The 16,151-nt window shown below is 69.1% G+C and carries 13 protein-coding genes; 9 read left to right on the top strand and 4 right to left on the bottom strand.

Annotated features, from left to right (window positions below; all coding sequences use genetic code 11):
- Nucleotides 1-133: 133 nt before the first annotated feature.
- The 9 genes from HNQ01_RS17115 (at nt 134) to HNQ01_RS17075 (ending at nt 11,738) form a co-directional block, all read left to right on the top strand.
- Nucleotides 134-817 carry an acyl-CoA dehydrogenase family protein gene (locus HNQ01_RS17115; protein WP_173806633.1) on the top strand — a complete coding sequence of 228 codons (684 nt, stop codon included), beginning with the start codon at nt 134-136 and terminating at the stop codon, nt 815-817.
- Between the two features lie 18 nt (nt 818-835).
- Entirely contained in the window at nt 836-2,251 is a 1,416-nt protein-coding gene (gene ccoG, locus HNQ01_RS17110; protein WP_173806632.1) for a cytochrome c oxidase accessory protein CcoG, read from the top strand.
- A gap of 29 nt (nt 2,252-2,280) precedes the next feature.
- A complete protein-coding gene (locus HNQ01_RS17105) occupies nt 2,281-2,787 on the top strand; it encodes an excalibur calcium-binding domain-containing protein (protein ID WP_217427586.1) in 507 nt (168 codons plus the stop codon).
- Nucleotides 2,788-3,029: 242 nt separating this feature from the next.
- Complete coding sequence (locus HNQ01_RS17100; RefSeq protein WP_173806631.1) at nt 3,030-4,874, top strand: type I restriction-modification system subunit M; 1,845 nt, start codon at nt 3,030-3,032, stop codon at nt 4,872-4,874.
- 35 nt (nt 4,875-4,909) lie between these two features.
- Nucleotides 4,910-5,179: a DUF4160 domain-containing protein gene (locus HNQ01_RS17095; protein WP_149503639.1), complete on the top strand. Its 270-nt coding sequence runs from the start codon at nt 4,910-4,912 to the stop codon at nt 5,177-5,179.
- An 8-nt stretch (nt 5,180-5,187) separates the two neighbouring features.
- Nucleotides 5,188-5,454 (top strand): DUF2442 domain-containing protein, encoded by a 267-nt coding sequence (locus tag HNQ01_RS17090; protein WP_173806630.1) that lies wholly within the window; start codon nt 5,188-5,190, stop codon nt 5,452-5,454.
- Nucleotides 5,451-6,830, top strand: a complete 1,380-nt coding sequence (locus HNQ01_RS17085; protein WP_173806629.1) for a restriction endonuclease subunit S — start codon at nt 5,451-5,453, stop codon at nt 6,828-6,830. The genes HNQ01_RS17090 and HNQ01_RS17085 overlap by 4 nt, the downstream gene beginning before the upstream one ends.
- Entirely contained in the window at nt 6,808-8,616 is a 1,809-nt protein-coding gene (locus HNQ01_RS17080; RefSeq protein WP_173806628.1) for an AAA family ATPase, read from the top strand. Before HNQ01_RS17085 ends, HNQ01_RS17080 begins: the two co-directional genes overlap by 23 nt.
- On the top strand, nt 8,613-11,738 hold the full coding sequence (locus HNQ01_RS17075) for a type I restriction endonuclease subunit R (RefSeq protein ID WP_173806627.1): 3,126 nt from the start codon (nt 8,613-8,615) through the stop codon (nt 11,736-11,738). The genes HNQ01_RS17080 and HNQ01_RS17075 overlap by 4 nt, the downstream gene beginning before the upstream one ends.
- Before the next feature lie 186 nt (nt 11,739-11,924).
- Here HNQ01_RS17075 and speB read toward each other — a convergent pair whose 3' ends face one another.
- Genes speB through HNQ01_RS17055 form a run of 4 tightly spaced genes read right to left on the bottom strand, consistent with a single transcriptional unit; the run spans nt 11,925 to nt 16,105 of the window.
- Nucleotides 11,925-12,875 (bottom strand): agmatinase, encoded by a 951-nt coding sequence (gene speB, locus HNQ01_RS17070; RefSeq protein ID WP_173806626.1) that lies wholly within the window; start codon nt 12,873-12,875, stop codon nt 11,925-11,927.
- Nucleotides 12,872-13,705 (bottom strand): ABC transporter permease, encoded by an 834-nt coding sequence (locus HNQ01_RS17065; protein WP_173806625.1) that lies wholly within the window; start codon nt 13,703-13,705, stop codon nt 12,872-12,874. The genes speB and HNQ01_RS17065 overlap by 4 nt, the downstream gene beginning before the upstream one ends.
- A 38-nt stretch (nt 13,706-13,743) precedes the next feature.
- Nucleotides 13,744-15,009: an ABC transporter permease gene (locus tag HNQ01_RS17060; protein ID WP_173806624.1), complete on the bottom strand. Its 1,266-nt coding sequence runs from the start codon at nt 15,007-15,009 to the stop codon at nt 13,744-13,746.
- A 55-nt stretch (nt 15,010-15,064) separates the two neighbouring features.
- Nucleotides 15,065-16,105, bottom strand: coding sequence for an ABC transporter substrate-binding protein (locus HNQ01_RS17055; RefSeq protein ID WP_173806623.1), 1,041 nt, complete (start codon nt 16,103-16,105; stop codon nt 15,065-15,067).
- Nucleotides 16,106-16,151: the final 46 nt, after the last annotated feature.

Raw genomic sequence — 16,151 nt, 5'->3', positions numbered from 1 at the left:
CCGCAAACCGCTCTCGGCTGATGTCACTCGCGTAGGCTTTTCTCGTCGGCATCCCCGCATTTTCAGGGCAGTCGGGATCGTGAACACGCTCTGAGTCTGTCGGATCAGAAGGGGCGCGCGCACAGTCGGCGCCATGCCTGCTGATCCTGTCTTTGCCGCCGTTCCTGTCCACCTGAACCCGGTCATCCAGGGTGATCTGTGGCTTTCCTGGATCGCCCGCGAGGGCCTGACCGCGCTGGCGCTGCCGCCCGAGGCCGGCGGGCAGGGCGGTACGCTGGCCGAGCTGGGCCGCGCGGCCCGGACGCTGGCGCGCCATGCGCCCGGCGCGGCGTGGGTGCTGTGGGCGCAGCGCCTGTGCATCGAGCAGCTGCACGCCGCGCACAACCGCGCGGTGGCCGACTACCTGCTGCCCGACCTGATCGCAGGGCACCGCGCCGGCGCCTGCCTGCTGCCGACCGACTCGGCGCCGGTGCCGCTGGCTGCGCGCCGGCTCGAGCGCGGCTGGCGGCTGCAGGGGGGGCTCGGCCTGGCGGCCAATCTGCAGTGGGCCGGCTTCGTGCTGGTGGCGCCCGCCTGCTTCGAGGGCGGCCGACGCGCGCGGGTGCTGCTCAGCGGCGACGACGACGGCCTGCGTCGCGGCCCCGACCGGCCCGAGGCCGACTGCCACGGCACCCGCACCGCCGAGCTGCAGGCGCAGGCGCTGTTCTTCCGCGACGACGAGATCCTCGATGCCGAGGACACGCCGCCCGATCCCCGCGTGACCGAGGTCGACCGCGTGCTGCGCGCCGCGCTGCTCGACGCCGGTGTCCCCGTCTGAATCTTCCTGTCGACGACCATGAAACCCGACGATGCCTCTCCCCGCGTGTCCCCGCGGGTGATCCCGATCCAGCCGGTCATCGAGCCGGCCCGCCGCATCCAGCCCCGCGCCACGCAGGGGCGCATCACCCGCTGGCGCTGGGCGATGGTGCTGCTGACGCAGGCCTTCTTCCTCGGCGTGCCGTGGCTGCAGGTCGACGGCCGCCAGGCGCTGCTCTTCCATCTGGAGCGCCAGCGCTTCGACGTCTTCGGCCTGGTGCTGTGGCCGCAGGACCTGATCTATCTGACCGGCGTGCTGGTGGCCTCGGCGCTGGCGCTCTTCCTGGCCACCGCGCTGGCCGGGCGGGTGTGGTGCGGCTTCAGCTGCCCGCAGACGGTCTACACCGAGATCTTCCTGTGGATCGAGCACCGCTTCGAGGGCGACCGCAGCGCGCGGCTGCGGCTGGATGCCTCGCCGTGGACGGCGGACAAGATCCTGCGCCGCGGCGGGCGCCATCTGGCCTGGATCCTCTTCAGCCTGCTGACCGGCTTCACCTTCGTCGGCTACTTCACGCCGATGCGCGAGCTGGCGGCCTCGGTGCCGGCGGGCACCACGGGGCCGTGGGAAGTCTTCTGGGTGCTGTTCTACGGTCTGGCGACCTGGGGCAACGCGGGCTGGCTGCGCGAGAAGGTCTGTCTGCACATGTGTCCGTATGCGCGCTTCCAGGGCTCGCTGATGGACCCGCGCACGCAGGTGGTGAGCTACGACGTGGCGCGCGGCGAGCCGCGCCAGCCGGGCAAGGAACGCACGCCCGGCGCCGGCGACTGCATCGACTGCACGATGTGCGTGCAGGTCTGCCCGGTCGGCATCGACATCCGCGACGGCCTGCAGTACGAGTGCATCGGCTGCGGCGTGTGCATCGACGCCTGCGACCGGGTGATGGAGCGCCTGCAGCGCCCGACCGGCCTGATCCGCTTCGCGGCCCGCGACGGTGCCGTGGCTGGCGGTCTGGCGGGGCTGCGCGGCTGGCTGGCCCGCCCGCGGGTGGCGGTCTACGCCGGGCTGCTGGCGCTGACGCTGGCGGCGATGGCCTGGGGGCTGGAGGCGCGCGCGCCGCTGGGCTTCGACATCCTGCGCGACCGCGGCGTGATGGCCCGTCCGGTCGAGGACGGCGCGGTCGAGAACGTCTACCGCCTGCGCCTGCGCAACCACACCGGCCGCCCGCTGGACGGCCAGCTCGTGGTGCGCACCGCCGACGGGCTGGCGCTGGTCGCCGAGCCCGCGCGCATCGCGCCGCTGCCGGCGGCCGGTGCCACCGACATGGCGCTGAGCGTGCGCCTGCCGGCCGAAGCCGCGCTGGAGCGCGCCGGCCGCACGCTGCCGGTCGAGCTGACCGTCACGACGCCCACCGGCGAGCGGGTGAGCGAGCGCAGCACCTTCATCGTGCCCGGATAATCCCGAATTGAAAATTTTCGGGAGGATCCATGACGAAGAAGACGATGGCGCTGCGCCTGGTGCCGGTGATGGCGCTGATGGCGGGCCTGCTGACGGCGGCGCTGCCCGCGCGGGCGCAGCTGATGTTCAAGTGCGTCAACGGGGGGCAGGTCACCTACCAGCAGACGCCCTGTCCGGGAACGGGTCCGGTGCGCAGCCTGGAGGCCGATCGTGCCGAGGCCGAGCGGCGCCATCGCGACCGCGACCCGCGCCCGGTGGCGCCGCGCCCTGCGGTGGCCGCTGCTGCCGCGTCGGCCGCACCTGCCGGGCGCCCGCCCGCGACAGCTTCGGCGACAGGCACCCCGCCGACCGCCGCGGCACCGTCCTCTCTGCCGACCGCACCTTCGCGCTGGCGCTGCGACGGCCGCCGCCATTGCTCGCAGATGAGTTCCTGCGAGGAGGCGAAGTTCTTCCTGGCCCACTGCCCCGGCGTGAAGATGGACGGCGACCATGACGGCGTGCCGTGCGAGGAGCAGTGGTGCCACAGCGGGTGGTGAGCCGGCGGGGCTGAGGGCGGGGCAGGGTGGCGGGCGTGGTTCCTCGCCTTCGCGAGGATGACGGGAGGGGGCGCGAAGCTGGTGGAATGGTTCGCGAGGCCGGCGGGAAGCCCCGATGACGGCGGGGCCGTTCCCCTCCGTCATGCCCGCGAAGGCGGGCACCCACGAGCGGCCGAGGCGCCAGGCCCGCGGCTATCATCGCCCGGCCCTGAAGCCGACCGGTCTGATCGCCGCTGCCTTGCATGAATTCCCAAGCCCTCTCGTCCTTCATCTGGTCGGTCGCCGACCTGCTGCGCGGTGACTACAAGCAGTCCGAATACGGCCGCGTCATCCTGCCCTTCACCGTGCTGCGCCGGCTGGACTGCGTGCTGGAGGCCACCAAGCCGGCGGTGCTGGCCGAGCATGCGGCGCGCACCCAGGCCGGGCTGAACCCCGAGCCCTTCCTGTTGCGCAAGACCGGCGTGGGCTTCTGCAACGCCAGCCCGCTGGACCTGCCCACGCTGCTGGGCGACCAGGACCACATCCGCCAGAACCTGCACGCCTACCTGCAGGCCTTCTCGCCGGCGGCGCGCGACATCTTCGAGCGCTTCGACTTCGCCAGCCAGATCGAGCGCCTGGCCAAGGCCGATCTGCTCTATCTGGTCACCGAGAAGTTCGCCCGCATCGACCTGCACCCGGACGTGGTCGACAACGCCACGATGGGCAGCGTCTTCGAGGAGCTGATCCGCAAGTTCGCCGAAATCAGCAACGAGACGGCCGGCGAGCACTTCACCCCGCGCGAGGTGATCCGGCTGATGGTGAACCTGCTGTTCATCGAAGACAGCGAGGTGCTGGCGCCCGGCCGCGCGGTGGTGCGCACCGTCTACGACCCGACCGCCGGCACCGGCGGCATGCTGTCGGTGGCGGCCGAGCACCTGCTGGCGCATAACCCACAGGCGCGCCTGACCATGTTCGGCCAGGAACTCAACGACGAGTCCTTCGCGATCTGCAAGGCCGACATGCTGATCAAGGGCCAGGACGTGGGCAACATCGTCTGCGGCAACACGCTCAGCGACGACGGCCATGCGCAGCGCCAGTTCGACTACATGCTCTCCAACCCGCCCTTTGGCGTGGAGTGGAAGAAGGTCGAGCGCCAGGTGCGCCAGGAGCACGAGCTGAAGGGCTTCGACGGCCGCTTCGGCCCCGGCCTGCCGCGGGTGAGCGACGGCTCGATGCTGTTCCTGCTGCATCTGGTGAGCAAGATGCGCCCGGCCGCCGAGGGCGGCAGCCGCTTCGGCATCGTGCTCAACGGCTCGCCGCTGTTCACCGGCGGCGCCGGCAGCGGCGAGAGCGAGATCCGCCGCCACCTGCTGGAGAACGATCTGGTCGAGGCCATCGTGGGCCTGCCGACCGACATGTTCTACAACACCGGCATCGCCACCTATGTGTGGATCGTCTCCAACCGCAAGCCCGAGGACCGGCGCGGCTTCGTGCAGCTGATCGACGCCAGCGGCTTCTGGCAGAAGATGAGGAAGAGCCTGGGCTCGAAGCGCCGGGAGATGAGCGACGAGCACATCGCCACCGTGACCCGCCTCTTCGGCGACTTCGCCGAGGCCGAACAGGTCACGGTGCTCGACGCCCAGGGCCAGTCGGTGGGCGAGCCGCGCCTGGTCACCGGCACCGACACCGCGCCGCGGCCGCCCGAGGGCGGGCGCCTGAAGCGCGTGCCCATCGCGCGCATCTTCAAGAACGAAGAGTTCGGCTACACCACGATCACCGTCGAGCGCCCCTTGCGCGACGCCGCCGGCGCGGTGGTCCTCGGCCAGAAGGGCAAGCAGAAAGGCCGTCCCCAGCCCGACAGCGCGCTGCGCGACACCGAGAACGTGCCGCTCGCTGACGACATCAGCGCCTACTTCGCCCGCGAGGTGCTGCCGCACGCGCCCGACGCCTGGATCGACGCCGAGAAAAGCAAGATCGGCTACGAGATCCCCTTCAACCGCCACTTCTACGTCTTCGAGCCGCCGCGCAGCCTGCACGCCATCGACGAGGAGCTGAAGGCGGTCTCAGTCAACATCATGGCGATGCTGGGCACCCTGGCCCAGGGCTGACGCACACTGAACACTCCGACGAAGGACTTTGCACCATGCCCACCATCAGCATGTTCTACGGCATCCTGGTTTTGATGTTCTACCGGGACAACCGACGCCACCATCTGCCGCACATCCACGTGCGCTATCAAGGGCAGGAAGCGGCCATCGCCATCGCCGATGGAACCGTGCTGGATGGCGCCATTCCGGCCCGACAGCTGAAGCTGGTGCTGGCATGGATCGAGATTCATCAGGAAGAACTGATGGTCGACTGGGACCTGGCCGTCAATGGCGACGAGCCCTTCCGCATCGCCCCGCTGCAGTGAGGTGCGCCATGTTGTTGGACGTGAAGACCATCGCGCCTCGGCCGGATTTCCATCTCGACCTCGAATTTGAAAATGGCGAGCGCCGCCGCTTCGACATGCGCCCGCTGCTGGCCATGAAGCCCTGGAACCGCATCGCCACGCCGGCCTTGTTCGAGCGCGTGCGTGTCGAATATGGCACCGCCGTCTGGCCGGGCGACATCGACATTGCGCCCGAAACGCTTTACGACGATTCCGTGCCCCTGCCGGACGATCAGCGGCAAGGTGCGTCCGAATGAGCTTGCCGAAATATCCGCACTACAAGCCCAGCGGCGTGCAATGGCTGGGGGACGTGCCGGCGCATTGGGATGTTGTTCCGCTGAAATATGTGGTTTCTATGCGCAGCGGAGGCACGCCCGACAAAAGCAATACTGATTATTGGGATGGATCGGTTCCCTGGGCGTCAGCCAAGGATCTGAAGGTTGATGATTTGTGGGATACGGCCGACCACATCACGGACGACGCTGTTTCCTGTGGCGCGGCGACATTGGTGCCCGTAGGTTCGGTTCTGGTGGTCGTGCGCGGCATGATTCTCGCCCGGCTGTTTCCCGTCGTGGTTGCCAAGGTTCCGATGGCCATCAATCAGGATCTGAAGGCTGTCATCGCGGGCGATCGGCTCTGTCCCGATTTTCTTGCGTGGCTGCTGCGCGGTTCTTCAGAGGAAAGCCTCAGTCGGCTGGACGAAGCAGGGCACGGAACCAAGGCTCTGCGCATGGATTCATGGAGCGCGATGCAATTGCCCGTGCCGTCGCTTCATGAACAAACCGCCATCGCGCATTTCCTCGACCACGAAACCGCCAAGATCGACGCCCTGATCGCCGAGCAGGAGAAGCTCATCCATCTGCTGGCCGAGAAGCGCCAGGCCACCATTTCCCACGCCGTCACGCGCGGCCTGAACCCCGATGCGCCGATGAAGGATTCCGGCGTGGCGTGGTTGGGGGAGGTGCCGGCGCATTGGACTGTGACGCCTCTCAAGCATCTTGTGAATTTTCGCAGCGGCGGAACCCCCAGCAAAGAAAAGCTGAACTACTGGAATGGCGATGTGCCTTGGGCTTCAGCCAAGGACATGAAAACCGATCGACTGGCCGATACCATCGATCACATCACGGCAGTCGCGATTGAGGAAAAGGCGGCCGATCTGGTTCCACGCGGTGCGGTTCTCGTCGTGGTTCGGGGAATGATCTTGGCGCGGATGTTTCCGGTGTCGATCGTGGACACGCCGATGGCGATCAATCAGGACTTGAAGGCGGTCATTCCGGGCGAAAGAATAGACGCCGAGTTTCTAGCTTGGCTGCTGCGCGGCACGTCCGATGATTCCCTTCGGCGACTGGATGAAGCCGGGCATGGAACCAAGGCGCTGAGAATGGATGCTTGGGCGTCGATGCTTCTGCCTGTTCCGCCCATTCCAGAGCAGATGCGTATTGCGCAATTCATTGAACAGGAAATGACAAGGCTTGCGCAGTTGCAGAACGAAGCCGAACGCGCCATCGCCCTGCTCAAGGAGCGCCGCGCGGCGCTCATCGCGGCGGCGGTGACCGGGCAGATCGACGTGCGGCAGAATTCGGAAATTCTGAACGGCGGGGAGGCGTGCGATGCGGTTGCTGCACTATCTTGAGATCCAGAACTTCAAGCGCTTCGGCGAGTTGCAGCGCATCGAGCTGGATCATCCGGCGGTGCTGATCGGGCCGAACAACTGCGGCAAGACGAGTGCCATCCAGGCGCTGGCGCTGTGGTCGCAGGCGGTGCAGACCTGGTTTGACGTGCGCAAGGCCTCCTCGGCGCGCGAGCGCACCGCCACCTCGCTGAACCGGCTCAACATCGTCGCAGTGCCGGTGCAGCGCACGCGTTTCTTCTGGCACAACACGCAGGTGCGCACCGGCAACCGCGACATTCCGCTGGTCATCACGGTCGGCGTGGAGTTTCGCGGCCAGGTGCGGCCGTTGTCGATGCGCTTTCGCAACCAGGGCGACGAGCTGGTCTACTGCACGCCCGACCCGGCCGTGATCGGCGACCTGGAGCTGATCGCCCACGCCGCCTCGCTGAACGTCGAACTGCTCTACCCGATGTCGGGCCTCGACACCGAGGAGCCGATCCTGCAGCCCGGCCGCATCGACGTGCTGCTCGGCCAGGGCCGCACCGCCGATGTGCTGCGCAACCTCTGCCTGAGCGTGGTGAAGTCGTCCGCCGACGACTGGCAGCGCATCACCACCTTGATGCAGCGGCTGTTTGGCGTCGAGCTGCAGCAGCCCCAGGAAACCGCACGCGGCAGCATCGCGCTGCACTATCGCCAGCCGGGCGCCAAGGAACTGCTCGACGTGTCGTCGGCCGGACGCGGCTTTCTGCAGATGCTGCTGGTGGTGGCCTACCTGTACTCGCACCCGCGCAGCGTGCTGCTGGTGGACGAGCCGGATGCGCATCTGGAGATCCTGCGCCAGAAGCAGGTCTACGTGCTGCTGCGCGACATCGCCAGCGAGAACGGCTCGCAGGTGGTGCTGGTGACGCACTCCGAGGTGATCCTCGACGAGGCACTCGACACCAACCTGACGCTGCTGCTGGACGGCCAGGCGGACAACCTGGCCAGGAAGACCGAGATCCGCAACAGCCTCAAGCACTTCGGCGCCGACCACTACATCAAGGCGCGAGAGCGTGGCTATGTGCTGTACGTGGAGGGCGGCACCGACGTGGACATGCTGCGCGCGCTGGCCAGGCGGCTGCAGCACCCGGCGGCGGCGTGCTGGGATGAGCGCGTCAATTCCTTCTACGTGCAGAACAACTACCCGGACCAGGACCTGCAGGCCGAGCTGGAGCGGGTGGAAGGCGGCTTCGGCATCACGCCCAAGGACCATTTCATGGGCTTGCGAAACCTGCTGCCCGAACTGCGCGGGCTGGCCATCCTCGACAACGACGGCCGCGACCGCCGATCCGTGCGGCTGGGCGGGCTGACCATCAGCTACTGGCGCCGCTACGAGACCGAAAACTATTTCGTCACGCCCGAGCTGCTGCGCCGCTACGCGCTGTCGTGCTACGCCGACCTCGATCTGTTCGACGCCCACCGCCTGGAAATCGATGCGGTGCTCGACGAGCTGGTGCAGGACCAGGTGTTCGACGGCATCGAAAGCGATTTCCGGATCTGGAAACAGTCCCCCCCGGAGGTGGCGCGCCTGGTCTGGGACACCAAGACCGAGCGCCGCAAGCTCAGTCGGCTGGCCGAGGAGTTCTTCCGCCAACTGGCTGCCCGGCTCGGCGGCCCCATGCTGCTGACCAAGGGGGAACTGCACCGTCTGGTCGCGCTCGCCCCGGTCGAGGACCTGCCCACCGAAGTGGTGGAAAAGCTCGATCTGCTGGCAGGATTGTTTGCGCAGGCGGTCCCGCCAGAGACCGAGGAGGCGAGCGAGACATGAGCAGCACGCTGCACCGCGAAATCCACTTCGAGACCGAGATCTGCCAGCACCTGGGCGCGCACGGCTGGCTGCACGAGGATCGCGCCGCGCGCGATTTCGACACCGCGCGCGGGCTTTATCTGCCCGATCTGCTGGCGTGGGTGCAGGACAGCCAGCCCGAGGCCTGGCAGCGCCTGACCCAAAGCCACGGCGCGGCCGCCGGGCGCGTGCTGGCCGAGCGGGTGCGCAAGCTGCTGGACGAGCGCGGCACGCTGGAGGTGCTGCGCCGCGGCGTGGAGATGCTGGGCCTGCGCGAGCCGCTGGCGCTGGCGCAGTTCCGGCCCGCGCTGGCGCTGAACCCGACCACCCAGGCGCGGCTGGCCGCCAACCGGCTGCGGGTGCTGCGCCAGGTGCACCACTCGCCCAACCAGCCGCGCGACGCGCTCGACCTGGTGCTGTGCCTCAACGGCGTGCCGGTGGCCACCGCCGAACTCAAGAGCGACTTCACCCAGAGCGTGCACGACGCGGTCGACCAGTACCGCCTCGACCGCCATCCCCACCCCAAGGGCGGCGTGCCCGAGCCGGTGCTGGGCTTCCCCGGCGGCGCGCTGGTGCACTTCGCCGTCAGCCAGAGCGAGGTGATGATGTGCACCCGGCTGGCGGGGGCGGCCACCCGATTCCTGCCCTTCAACCGCGGCTGCGAGGGCGGCGCCGGCAATCCGCCCAACCCCGAGGGCTTCGCCACCGCCTACCTGTGGAAAGAGGTCTGGGCGCGCGAGAGCTGGCTCGACCTGCTGCACCGCTACCTCACGCCCAGGCGCGACCGCAGGCAGCAGCTGCAGACCTGGATCTTCCCGCGCTATCACCAGCTCGACGCCACCCGCCGGCTGGTGGACGACGTGCGCCGGAGCGTCAACCGCGGCGAGGACGCCGGCGGCCTGCGCTACCTGATCCAGCACTCGGCCGGCTCGGGCAAGACCAACTCGATCGCCTGGGCCGCGCATTTCCTGGCCGATCTGCACGACGACCAGCACCGCAAGGTCTTCGACAGCGTGCTGGTGGTGAGCGACCGCAATGTGCTGGACGCGCAGCTGCAGGAGGCGCTGTTCGAGTTCCAGCGCACCACCGGCGTGGTGGCCACCATCACCAGCGAGTCCGGCAGCAAGAGCGGCCAGCTCTCGCAGGCGCTGGAAGAGGGCAAGAAGATCATCGTCTGCACGCTGCAGACCTTCCCGTTCGCGCTGGCGGCGGTGCAGGCGCTGGCCGCCACCGAGGGCAAGCGCTTCGCCGTCATCGCCGACGAGGCGCACAGCTCGCAGACCGGCGAGGCGGCCGCCCGGCTCAAGCAGCTGCTGTCGGCCGAGGACTGGGCCAGCCTGTCCGGCAGTCTTCAGGACGGCGGCGAGATCGACACCGAGGCGCTGCTGGCCGCGCAGATGACCGCCAAGGCCAGCCCGAAAGGCCTGACCTCCATCGCCTTCACCGCCACCCCGAAGGCCAAGACGCTGGAGCTGTTCGGCCGCCGCGACCCGGCCGACGGGCCCGACGGCCTGCCGCAGCCCTTCCACGTCTACCCGATGCGCCAGGCCATCGAGGAGGGCTTCATCCTCGACGTGCTGAAGAACTACACCAGCTACCAGCTCGCCTTCCGGCTGGCGCACGAGGGCCGCACGCTCGACGAGCAGCAGGTCGAGCGCAGCACCGCGATGAAGGGCCTGATGCAGTGGGTGCGGCTGCACCCGTACAACATCGCGCAGAAGGTGCAGATCGTCGTCGAGCACTACCGCGAGAACGTGCAGCCGCTGCTGGACGGGCGCGCCAAGGCGATGGTGGTGGTGGCCAGCCGCCGGGAGGCGGTGCGCTGGCAGAAGGCGATGCGCGCCTACATCGCCCGCCAGGGCTACGCGCTGGGCGTGCTGACGGCGTTCTCGGGCGAGGTGGACGATCTTGAGAGCTACCCGGCGCCGGTCGGCGAGGCCAGCGCCGACGTCAACCCGGCGCTGAAGGGCCGCGACCTGCGCGACACCTTCGCGCGGGAGGATCAGCACCTGCTGGTGGTGGCCAACAAGTTCCAGACCGGCTTCGACCAGCCGCTGCTGTGCGGCATGTATGTCGACAAGCGGCTCGGCGGCATCCAGGCGGTGCAGACGCTCAGCCGCCTGAACCGCGCCCACCCGGGCAAGGACACCACCTACATCCTCGACTTCGTCAACGACCCGGCCGAGGTGCTGGCGGCTTTCCAGACCTACTACCAGACCGCCGCGCTGGAGGCGCCCACCGATCCGAACCAGGTCTTCGACCTGCGCGCCAAGCTCGACGCCGCCGGCCACTACACCGAGGCCGAGGTCGAGCGCGTCGCCCGCATCGAGCTGGACCCGGCCGGCACGCAGAAGCAGCTCCACGCCGCCCTGGGCCCGGTGGCCGAGCGGCTGCTGCGCCGCTACAAGGCCGCGCAGGGACCCGAGGCCCAGGACATGCGCGACGCGTTGCTGCTGTTCAAGGGGGATCTCGGCGCCTATGTGCGGCTGTACGCCTTCCTCAGCCAGATCTTCGACTACGGCCAGACGGCGCTGGAAAAGCGCTTTCTCTTCTTCCGCCGGCTGCTGCCGCTGCTGGACTTCGGCCGCGAGCGCGACAGCGTCGACCTGAGCCAGGTGGTGCTGACCCACCACACGCTGAAGAACCGCGGAGCGCAGCCGCTGGCGCTGACGGCCGGCGGCCTCTATCCGCTCGCCGGCCTGGACGGCACCGGCACCGGCCAGGTGCAGGAAAAGCAGAAGGACTATCTGGCCGAGATCATCGAGAAGGTCAACGGCCTGTTCGAGGGCGAGCTGTCCGACACCGACCAGCTCGTCTACGTCAACGGCGTGCTGCGCGGCAAGCTGCTGGAGAACGCGCTGCTGGTGCAGCAGGCCGCCAGCAACAGCAAGGAGCAGTTCGCCAGCTCGCCCGACCTGCGCTCGGCGCTGCTCGACGCCATCATGGACGCGCTCGACGCGCACCAGACGATGAGCACGCAGGCCCTGGGCTCGGCGCGGCTGCAGGACGGCCTGTGCGACGTGCTGCTCGGGCCGGGGCAGCTCTGGGAGGCGCTGCGCGAGCGCGCGGGGGCGGGGCGTGGGTCCTCGCCTTCGCGAGGATGACGGGAGGCGGCGCGAAGCTGGTGGAATGGTTCGCGAAGCTGGCGGAATGGTTCGCGAGGGCGGCGGGAGGCCGCGAGGACGGCGGGGCCGTTCCCCTCCGTCATGCCCGCGAAGGCGGGCACCCACGAGCGGCAGAGGCCTCGGCTGGCGCTGGGCGCGGCGCTCCGGCGCCGGCCGCCCTGCATCTCACCGCACCGGCACGCCCGGCAGCACGCACAGCATCTCGTACAGCAGGTTGGCGCCCAGCAGCGCGGTGTTGCCGCTCGGGTCGTACGGGGGCGAGACCTCGACCAGATCGGCGCCCACCAGGTTCAGGCCGCGGCAGCCGCGGATGATCTCCAGCGCCTGCGGCACGTTCAGGCCGCCGATCTCGGGCGTGCCGGTGCCGCCGGCGTAGGCCGGGTCGATGCCGTCGATGTCGAAGCTGAGGTAGCAGGGCGTGTCGCCGATGACCGCGCGCACCTTGTCCATGATCGGCGCGAGCGACTGCCACCAGACCTCGTGCGCCGGGATGACGGTGAAGCCCTGGCGGCGCGGCCAGTCGAAGTCGTCGGCGGCGTAGCCCGAGCCGCGCAGGCCGATCTGCCAGACCTTGTTCGTCTGCAGCAGGCCTTCCTCGACCGCGCGGCGGAAGGGCGTGCCGTGCGCGATGCGCTCGCCGAACATCTCGTCGTTGACGTCGGCGTGGGCGTCGACATGGATCAGCGCGACCGGCCCGTGGCGCTCGGCCACCGCGCGCAGGATGGGCAGCGCGATGGTGTGGTCGCCGCCCAGCGTCAGCGGCACGCAGCCGTGGCCGAGCACCTCGCGGTAGAAGTCGGTGATGATGCCGACCGACTTCTCCAGCGAGTAGGTGTTGATCGGCACGTCGCCCAGGTCGGCGACCTGCAGCGCATCGAAGGGCGCGGCGCCGGTGGCCATGTTGTAGGGCCGGATCAGGCTGGACTCGGCGCGGATCTGGCGCGGGCCGAAGCGCGCGCCCGCCCGGTTGGAGGCGCCGATGTCCAGCGGCACGCCGATGAAGGCGGCGTCCAGGCCGGCGGCATGAGTGGCCACCGGCAGGCGCATCATCGAGGCCAGCCCGCCGAAGCGCGGCATCTCGTTGCCGCCGAGCGGCTGGTTCAGCGGGCGGCTCATGCGCGGCGGCCCCGGACCCACTCGAGCGCCAGCATCAGGCCGGTGGTGAAGATCGTCAGAAGCGTGGCCACCGCGGCGATGGTCGGGCTGATGTTCTCGCGGATGCCGGTGAACATCTGGCGCGGCAGCGTGACCTGGTCCGGGCCGGCGACGAAGAGCGTCACCACCACCTCGTCGAAGGAGGTCGCGAAGGCGAACAGCGCGCCCGAGATCACGCCCGGCGCGATCACCGGCAGCGTGATGCGGAAGAAGGTCTCGACCGGGCCGGCGCCCAGGCTCAGCGAGGCGCGCACCAGGTTGTGGTTGAAGCCCTGCAGCGTCGCCAGCACGGTGGTCAGCACGAAGGGCGCGCCCAGCGCGGCGTGCACCACGATCAGGCCGAGGTAGCTGTCGGCGAAGCCCAGCCTGGCGAAGAACAGGTAGCAGGCCACGCCCACCACCACGATCGGCACCACCATCGGCGCGATCAGGATGCTCATCAGGAGGCCCTTGCCGGGAAAGTCGGTGCGCGACAGGCCCACGGCCGCCAGCGTGCCCAGCACGGTGGCCAGCACGGTGGCCGCCGGGGCGACGATGAAGCTGTTGCGCGCGGCGCGGCCCCATTCCGGCGCGTGGAACAGGTTCTCGTACCACTGCAGCGACCAGCCCGGCATCGGATACGCCAGGAAGGAGCTCGACGAGAAGGACAGCGGCACGATCACCAGGATCGGCAGCAGCAGGAACACCAGCATCCCGATGCAGAACAGGCGCATCAGCCACCAGCCGAGCTTGTCGGCCAGCGTGGCGTAGGCCGGGAACTGCGGGTTCATCGCGGACAGGATCGCGTTCATCGGTCGTCTTCCTTCTTCTTGCTTGGTGCGGGCGGCGATCAGCCCAGGCTCAGCTCGGACTTCACCACGCGGCGGTAGACGCCGTAGAGGATCAGCGTGGCGGCGAGCAGCACCGCGCCCAGCGCGCAGGCCATGCCCCAGTTGATCTCGACGTTGGTGTACTGGGCGATGTAGTACGACAGCATCTGGTCGTCGGCGCCGCCCAGCAGCGCCGGCGTCACGTAGTAGCCGATGCTCAGGATGAAGACCAGCAGCGCGCCGGCCCCGACGCCCGACCAGGTCTGCGGCACGTAGACGCGGAAGAAGGCCGCCAGCGGCGAGCTGCCCAGGCTGATGGCCGCGCGCAGATAGGTCGGCGGCACCGACTTCATAACGCTGTACAGCGGCAGGATCATGAAGGGCAGCAGGATGTGCACCATCGCGATGATCACGCCGGTGCGGTTGAACAGCAGGGTCAGCGGCTCCTCGATCAGGCCCATGCCGACCAGCGCCGAGTTGACCAGGCCCTCGCGCTGCAGCAGCACGATCCAGGCCGCCACCCGCACCAGGATCGAGGTCCAGAACGGCACCAGAACCAGGATCATCAGCAGGTTGGCCCGGCGCGCGTCGAGCGTCGACAGCCAGTAGGCCAGCGGGTAGGCCAGCAGCAGGCACAGCACCGTGACCACCGCGGAGATGTTGAAGGTGCGCAGCAGGATCTTGCCGAAGACCGCCTGCTCGGCGGGCATCGCCTCGATGTGGCCGGCCGCGTCGCGGTGCAGGTCGACCGCGGCGAGCAGGTAGTCGGGCGTCCAGCGGCTGGCGTTCTTGGCGATCGCCTGCCAGTAGAGCGCCTCGCCCCAGCGGGCGTCGACCTCGAGCAGGCGGTCGCGCGTCTGCTCGGGGCTCAGGCCCTCGCCCAGCGGCAGCGCCCGGTAGGTCTTCATGACCAGCGAGCGCGCGCCCGGCACCTCGGAGTTGAGCCGGCGCGCCAGCGTGCCGGCCTGCGCGCTGTCGGGCAGCGCGCCCAGGTCGCGTGCCAGGCCGGCGAAGGCCGCCGGCGGCGGCAGGTCCTGGCGGTTCCAGCCCGACAGCGCCGTGCCGGTGTGCACCAGCACGTCGGCCACCTCCGGGTTCTCGACCGCGCGCTTGAGCAGCGCGCCGATCGGCACCAGGAAGGTCAGCAGCAGGAAGACCAGCAGCGGCAGCGTCAGGCTGGCGGCGGTCAGCTTGCGGCGCCGCTCGGCGCGCTGCAGCGCGCGGGCAAGGTCCTGGCCGCCCGCGCGGGCGGAGGCAGCATGGTCGTCGAGGGCGAGGCTGTGCATGGTGTCGATCGGACGGGAACTCGGGAGGGGCAGGCGAGGGCGGCGCGCGTGCGGCTTACTGGGCGGCCCAGGCGGCGAAGCGCTTCTCCAGGGCCTCGCCCTGGTCGGCCCAGAAGCTGATGTCGAACTTCAGCGCGTCGTGGCTGTTGGCCGGCGAGGTCGGCAGCAGCGCCAGGGTCTTGGCATCCAGGCTGCCCAGGGCCTTGTTGTTGGTCGGGCCGTAGGAGATCAGCTTGGCGTATTCGGCCTGGGCGGGCGCCTGCGAGGCCGAGGCGATGAACTTCATCGCCAGGTCCTTGTTCGGCGTGCCCTTCGGGATGACCCAGTAGTCCAGGTCATAGATGCCGCCGGTCCAGCTGATCTTCAGGTTCTTGCCTTCGCGCTGCGCCGCGTCGATGCGGCCGTTGTAGGCGGTGGCCATCACCACGTCGCCGGCGACCAGGAACTGCGGCGGCTGCGCGCCGGCCTCCCACCACTGGATCGAGGGCTTGAGCTCGGTCATCTTCTTGAACGCGCGCTCGGCGCCGGCCGGCGTGCCCAGCACCTTGTAGACGTCCTTCGACGGCACGCCGTCGGCCATCAGCGCGAACTCGAGGTTGTAGCGCGCGCCCTTGCGCATGCCGCGCTTGCCGGCGAACTTCTTGGTGTCCCAGAAGTCGGCCCAGGTCTTCGGGCCGTCCTTCAGCTTGTCGCCGTTGTAGGCCATGACGGTCGACCAGATGAAGATGCCGACGCCGCATTCCTGCACCGCCGCCGGCTGGAAGTCGGCCTTGTTGCCGACCTTGGCCCAGTCGATCTTCTCGAACAGGCCTTCGTCGCAGCCGCGTGCCGCGTCCGGGCTCTCGACCTCGACGACGTCCCAGGTCACCTTCTTCGTCTCGACCATGGCCTTGATCTTGGCCTGCTCGCCGTTGTATTCGACGCCGACGATCTTGGTGCCGGTGGCCTTCTCGAAGGGCTCGACATAGGCCTTCTTCTGCGCGTTGCCGTTGGCACCGCCGAAGTTGACGACGGTCAGCTGGCTCTGCGCGAGCGCCGAGCCGGCCAGCAGCGAGGCCGCGGCGGCCACGACCAGGGAAACGGTAGCGTTCTTCATGACGAGGGTTCCTCAGTGAGAGCGGAAGGGGCGGGGGAAAACCGGA

Origin of the sequence: Sphaerotilus uruguayifluvii, assembly GCF_013294065.1 — a bacterium.
Taxonomy (GTDB): domain Bacteria; phylum Pseudomonadota; class Gammaproteobacteria; order Burkholderiales; family Burkholderiaceae_C; genus Sphaerotilus; species Sphaerotilus uruguayifluvii.
Note: the sequence above shows the minus strand (reverse complement) of the source record. Positions and strands in the feature narration are given on the sequence as shown.

Bases quoted from the DNA above. Each gene is read 5' to 3' on its own strand.
- HNQ01_RS17075 (WP_173806627.1), top strand. From the start codon at position 8,613: ATGAGCAGCACGCTGCACCGCGAAATCCACTTCGAGACCGAGATCTGC.
- HNQ01_RS17085 (WP_173806629.1), top strand. From the start codon at position 5,451: ATGAGCTTGCCGAAATATCCGCACTACAAGCCCAGCGGCGTGCAATGG.
- HNQ01_RS17115 (WP_173806633.1), top strand. From the start codon at position 134: ATGCCTGCTGATCCTGTCTTTGCCGCCGTTCCTGTCCACCTGAACCCG.
- HNQ01_RS17055 (WP_173806623.1), bottom strand. From the start codon at position 16,105: ATGAAGAACGCTACCGTTTCCCTGGTCGTGGCCGCCGCGGCCTCGCTG.
- HNQ01_RS17095 (WP_149503639.1), top strand. From the start codon at position 4,910: ATGCCCACCATCAGCATGTTCTACGGCATCCTGGTTTTGATGTTCTAC.
- HNQ01_RS17060 (WP_173806624.1), bottom strand. From the start codon at position 15,009: ATGCACAGCCTCGCCCTCGACGACCATGCTGCCTCCGCCCGCGCGGGC.
- HNQ01_RS17080 (WP_173806628.1), top strand. From the start codon at position 6,808: ATGCGGTTGCTGCACTATCTTGAGATCCAGAACTTCAAGCGCTTCGGC.
- HNQ01_RS17105 (WP_217427586.1), top strand. From the start codon at position 2,281: ATGACGAAGAAGACGATGGCGCTGCGCCTGGTGCCGGTGATGGCGCTG.
- ccoG (WP_173806632.1), top strand. From the start codon at position 836: ATGAAACCCGACGATGCCTCTCCCCGCGTGTCCCCGCGGGTGATCCCG.
- HNQ01_RS17065 (WP_173806625.1), bottom strand. From the start codon at position 13,705: ATGAACGCGATCCTGTCCGCGATGAACCCGCAGTTCCCGGCCTACGCC.
- HNQ01_RS17090 (WP_173806630.1), top strand. From the start codon at position 5,188: ATGTTGTTGGACGTGAAGACCATCGCGCCTCGGCCGGATTTCCATCTC.
- speB (WP_173806626.1), bottom strand. From the start codon at position 12,875: ATGAGCCGCCCGCTGAACCAGCCGCTCGGCGGCAACGAGATGCCGCGC.
- HNQ01_RS17100 (WP_173806631.1), top strand. From the start codon at position 3,030: ATGAATTCCCAAGCCCTCTCGTCCTTCATCTGGTCGGTCGCCGACCTG.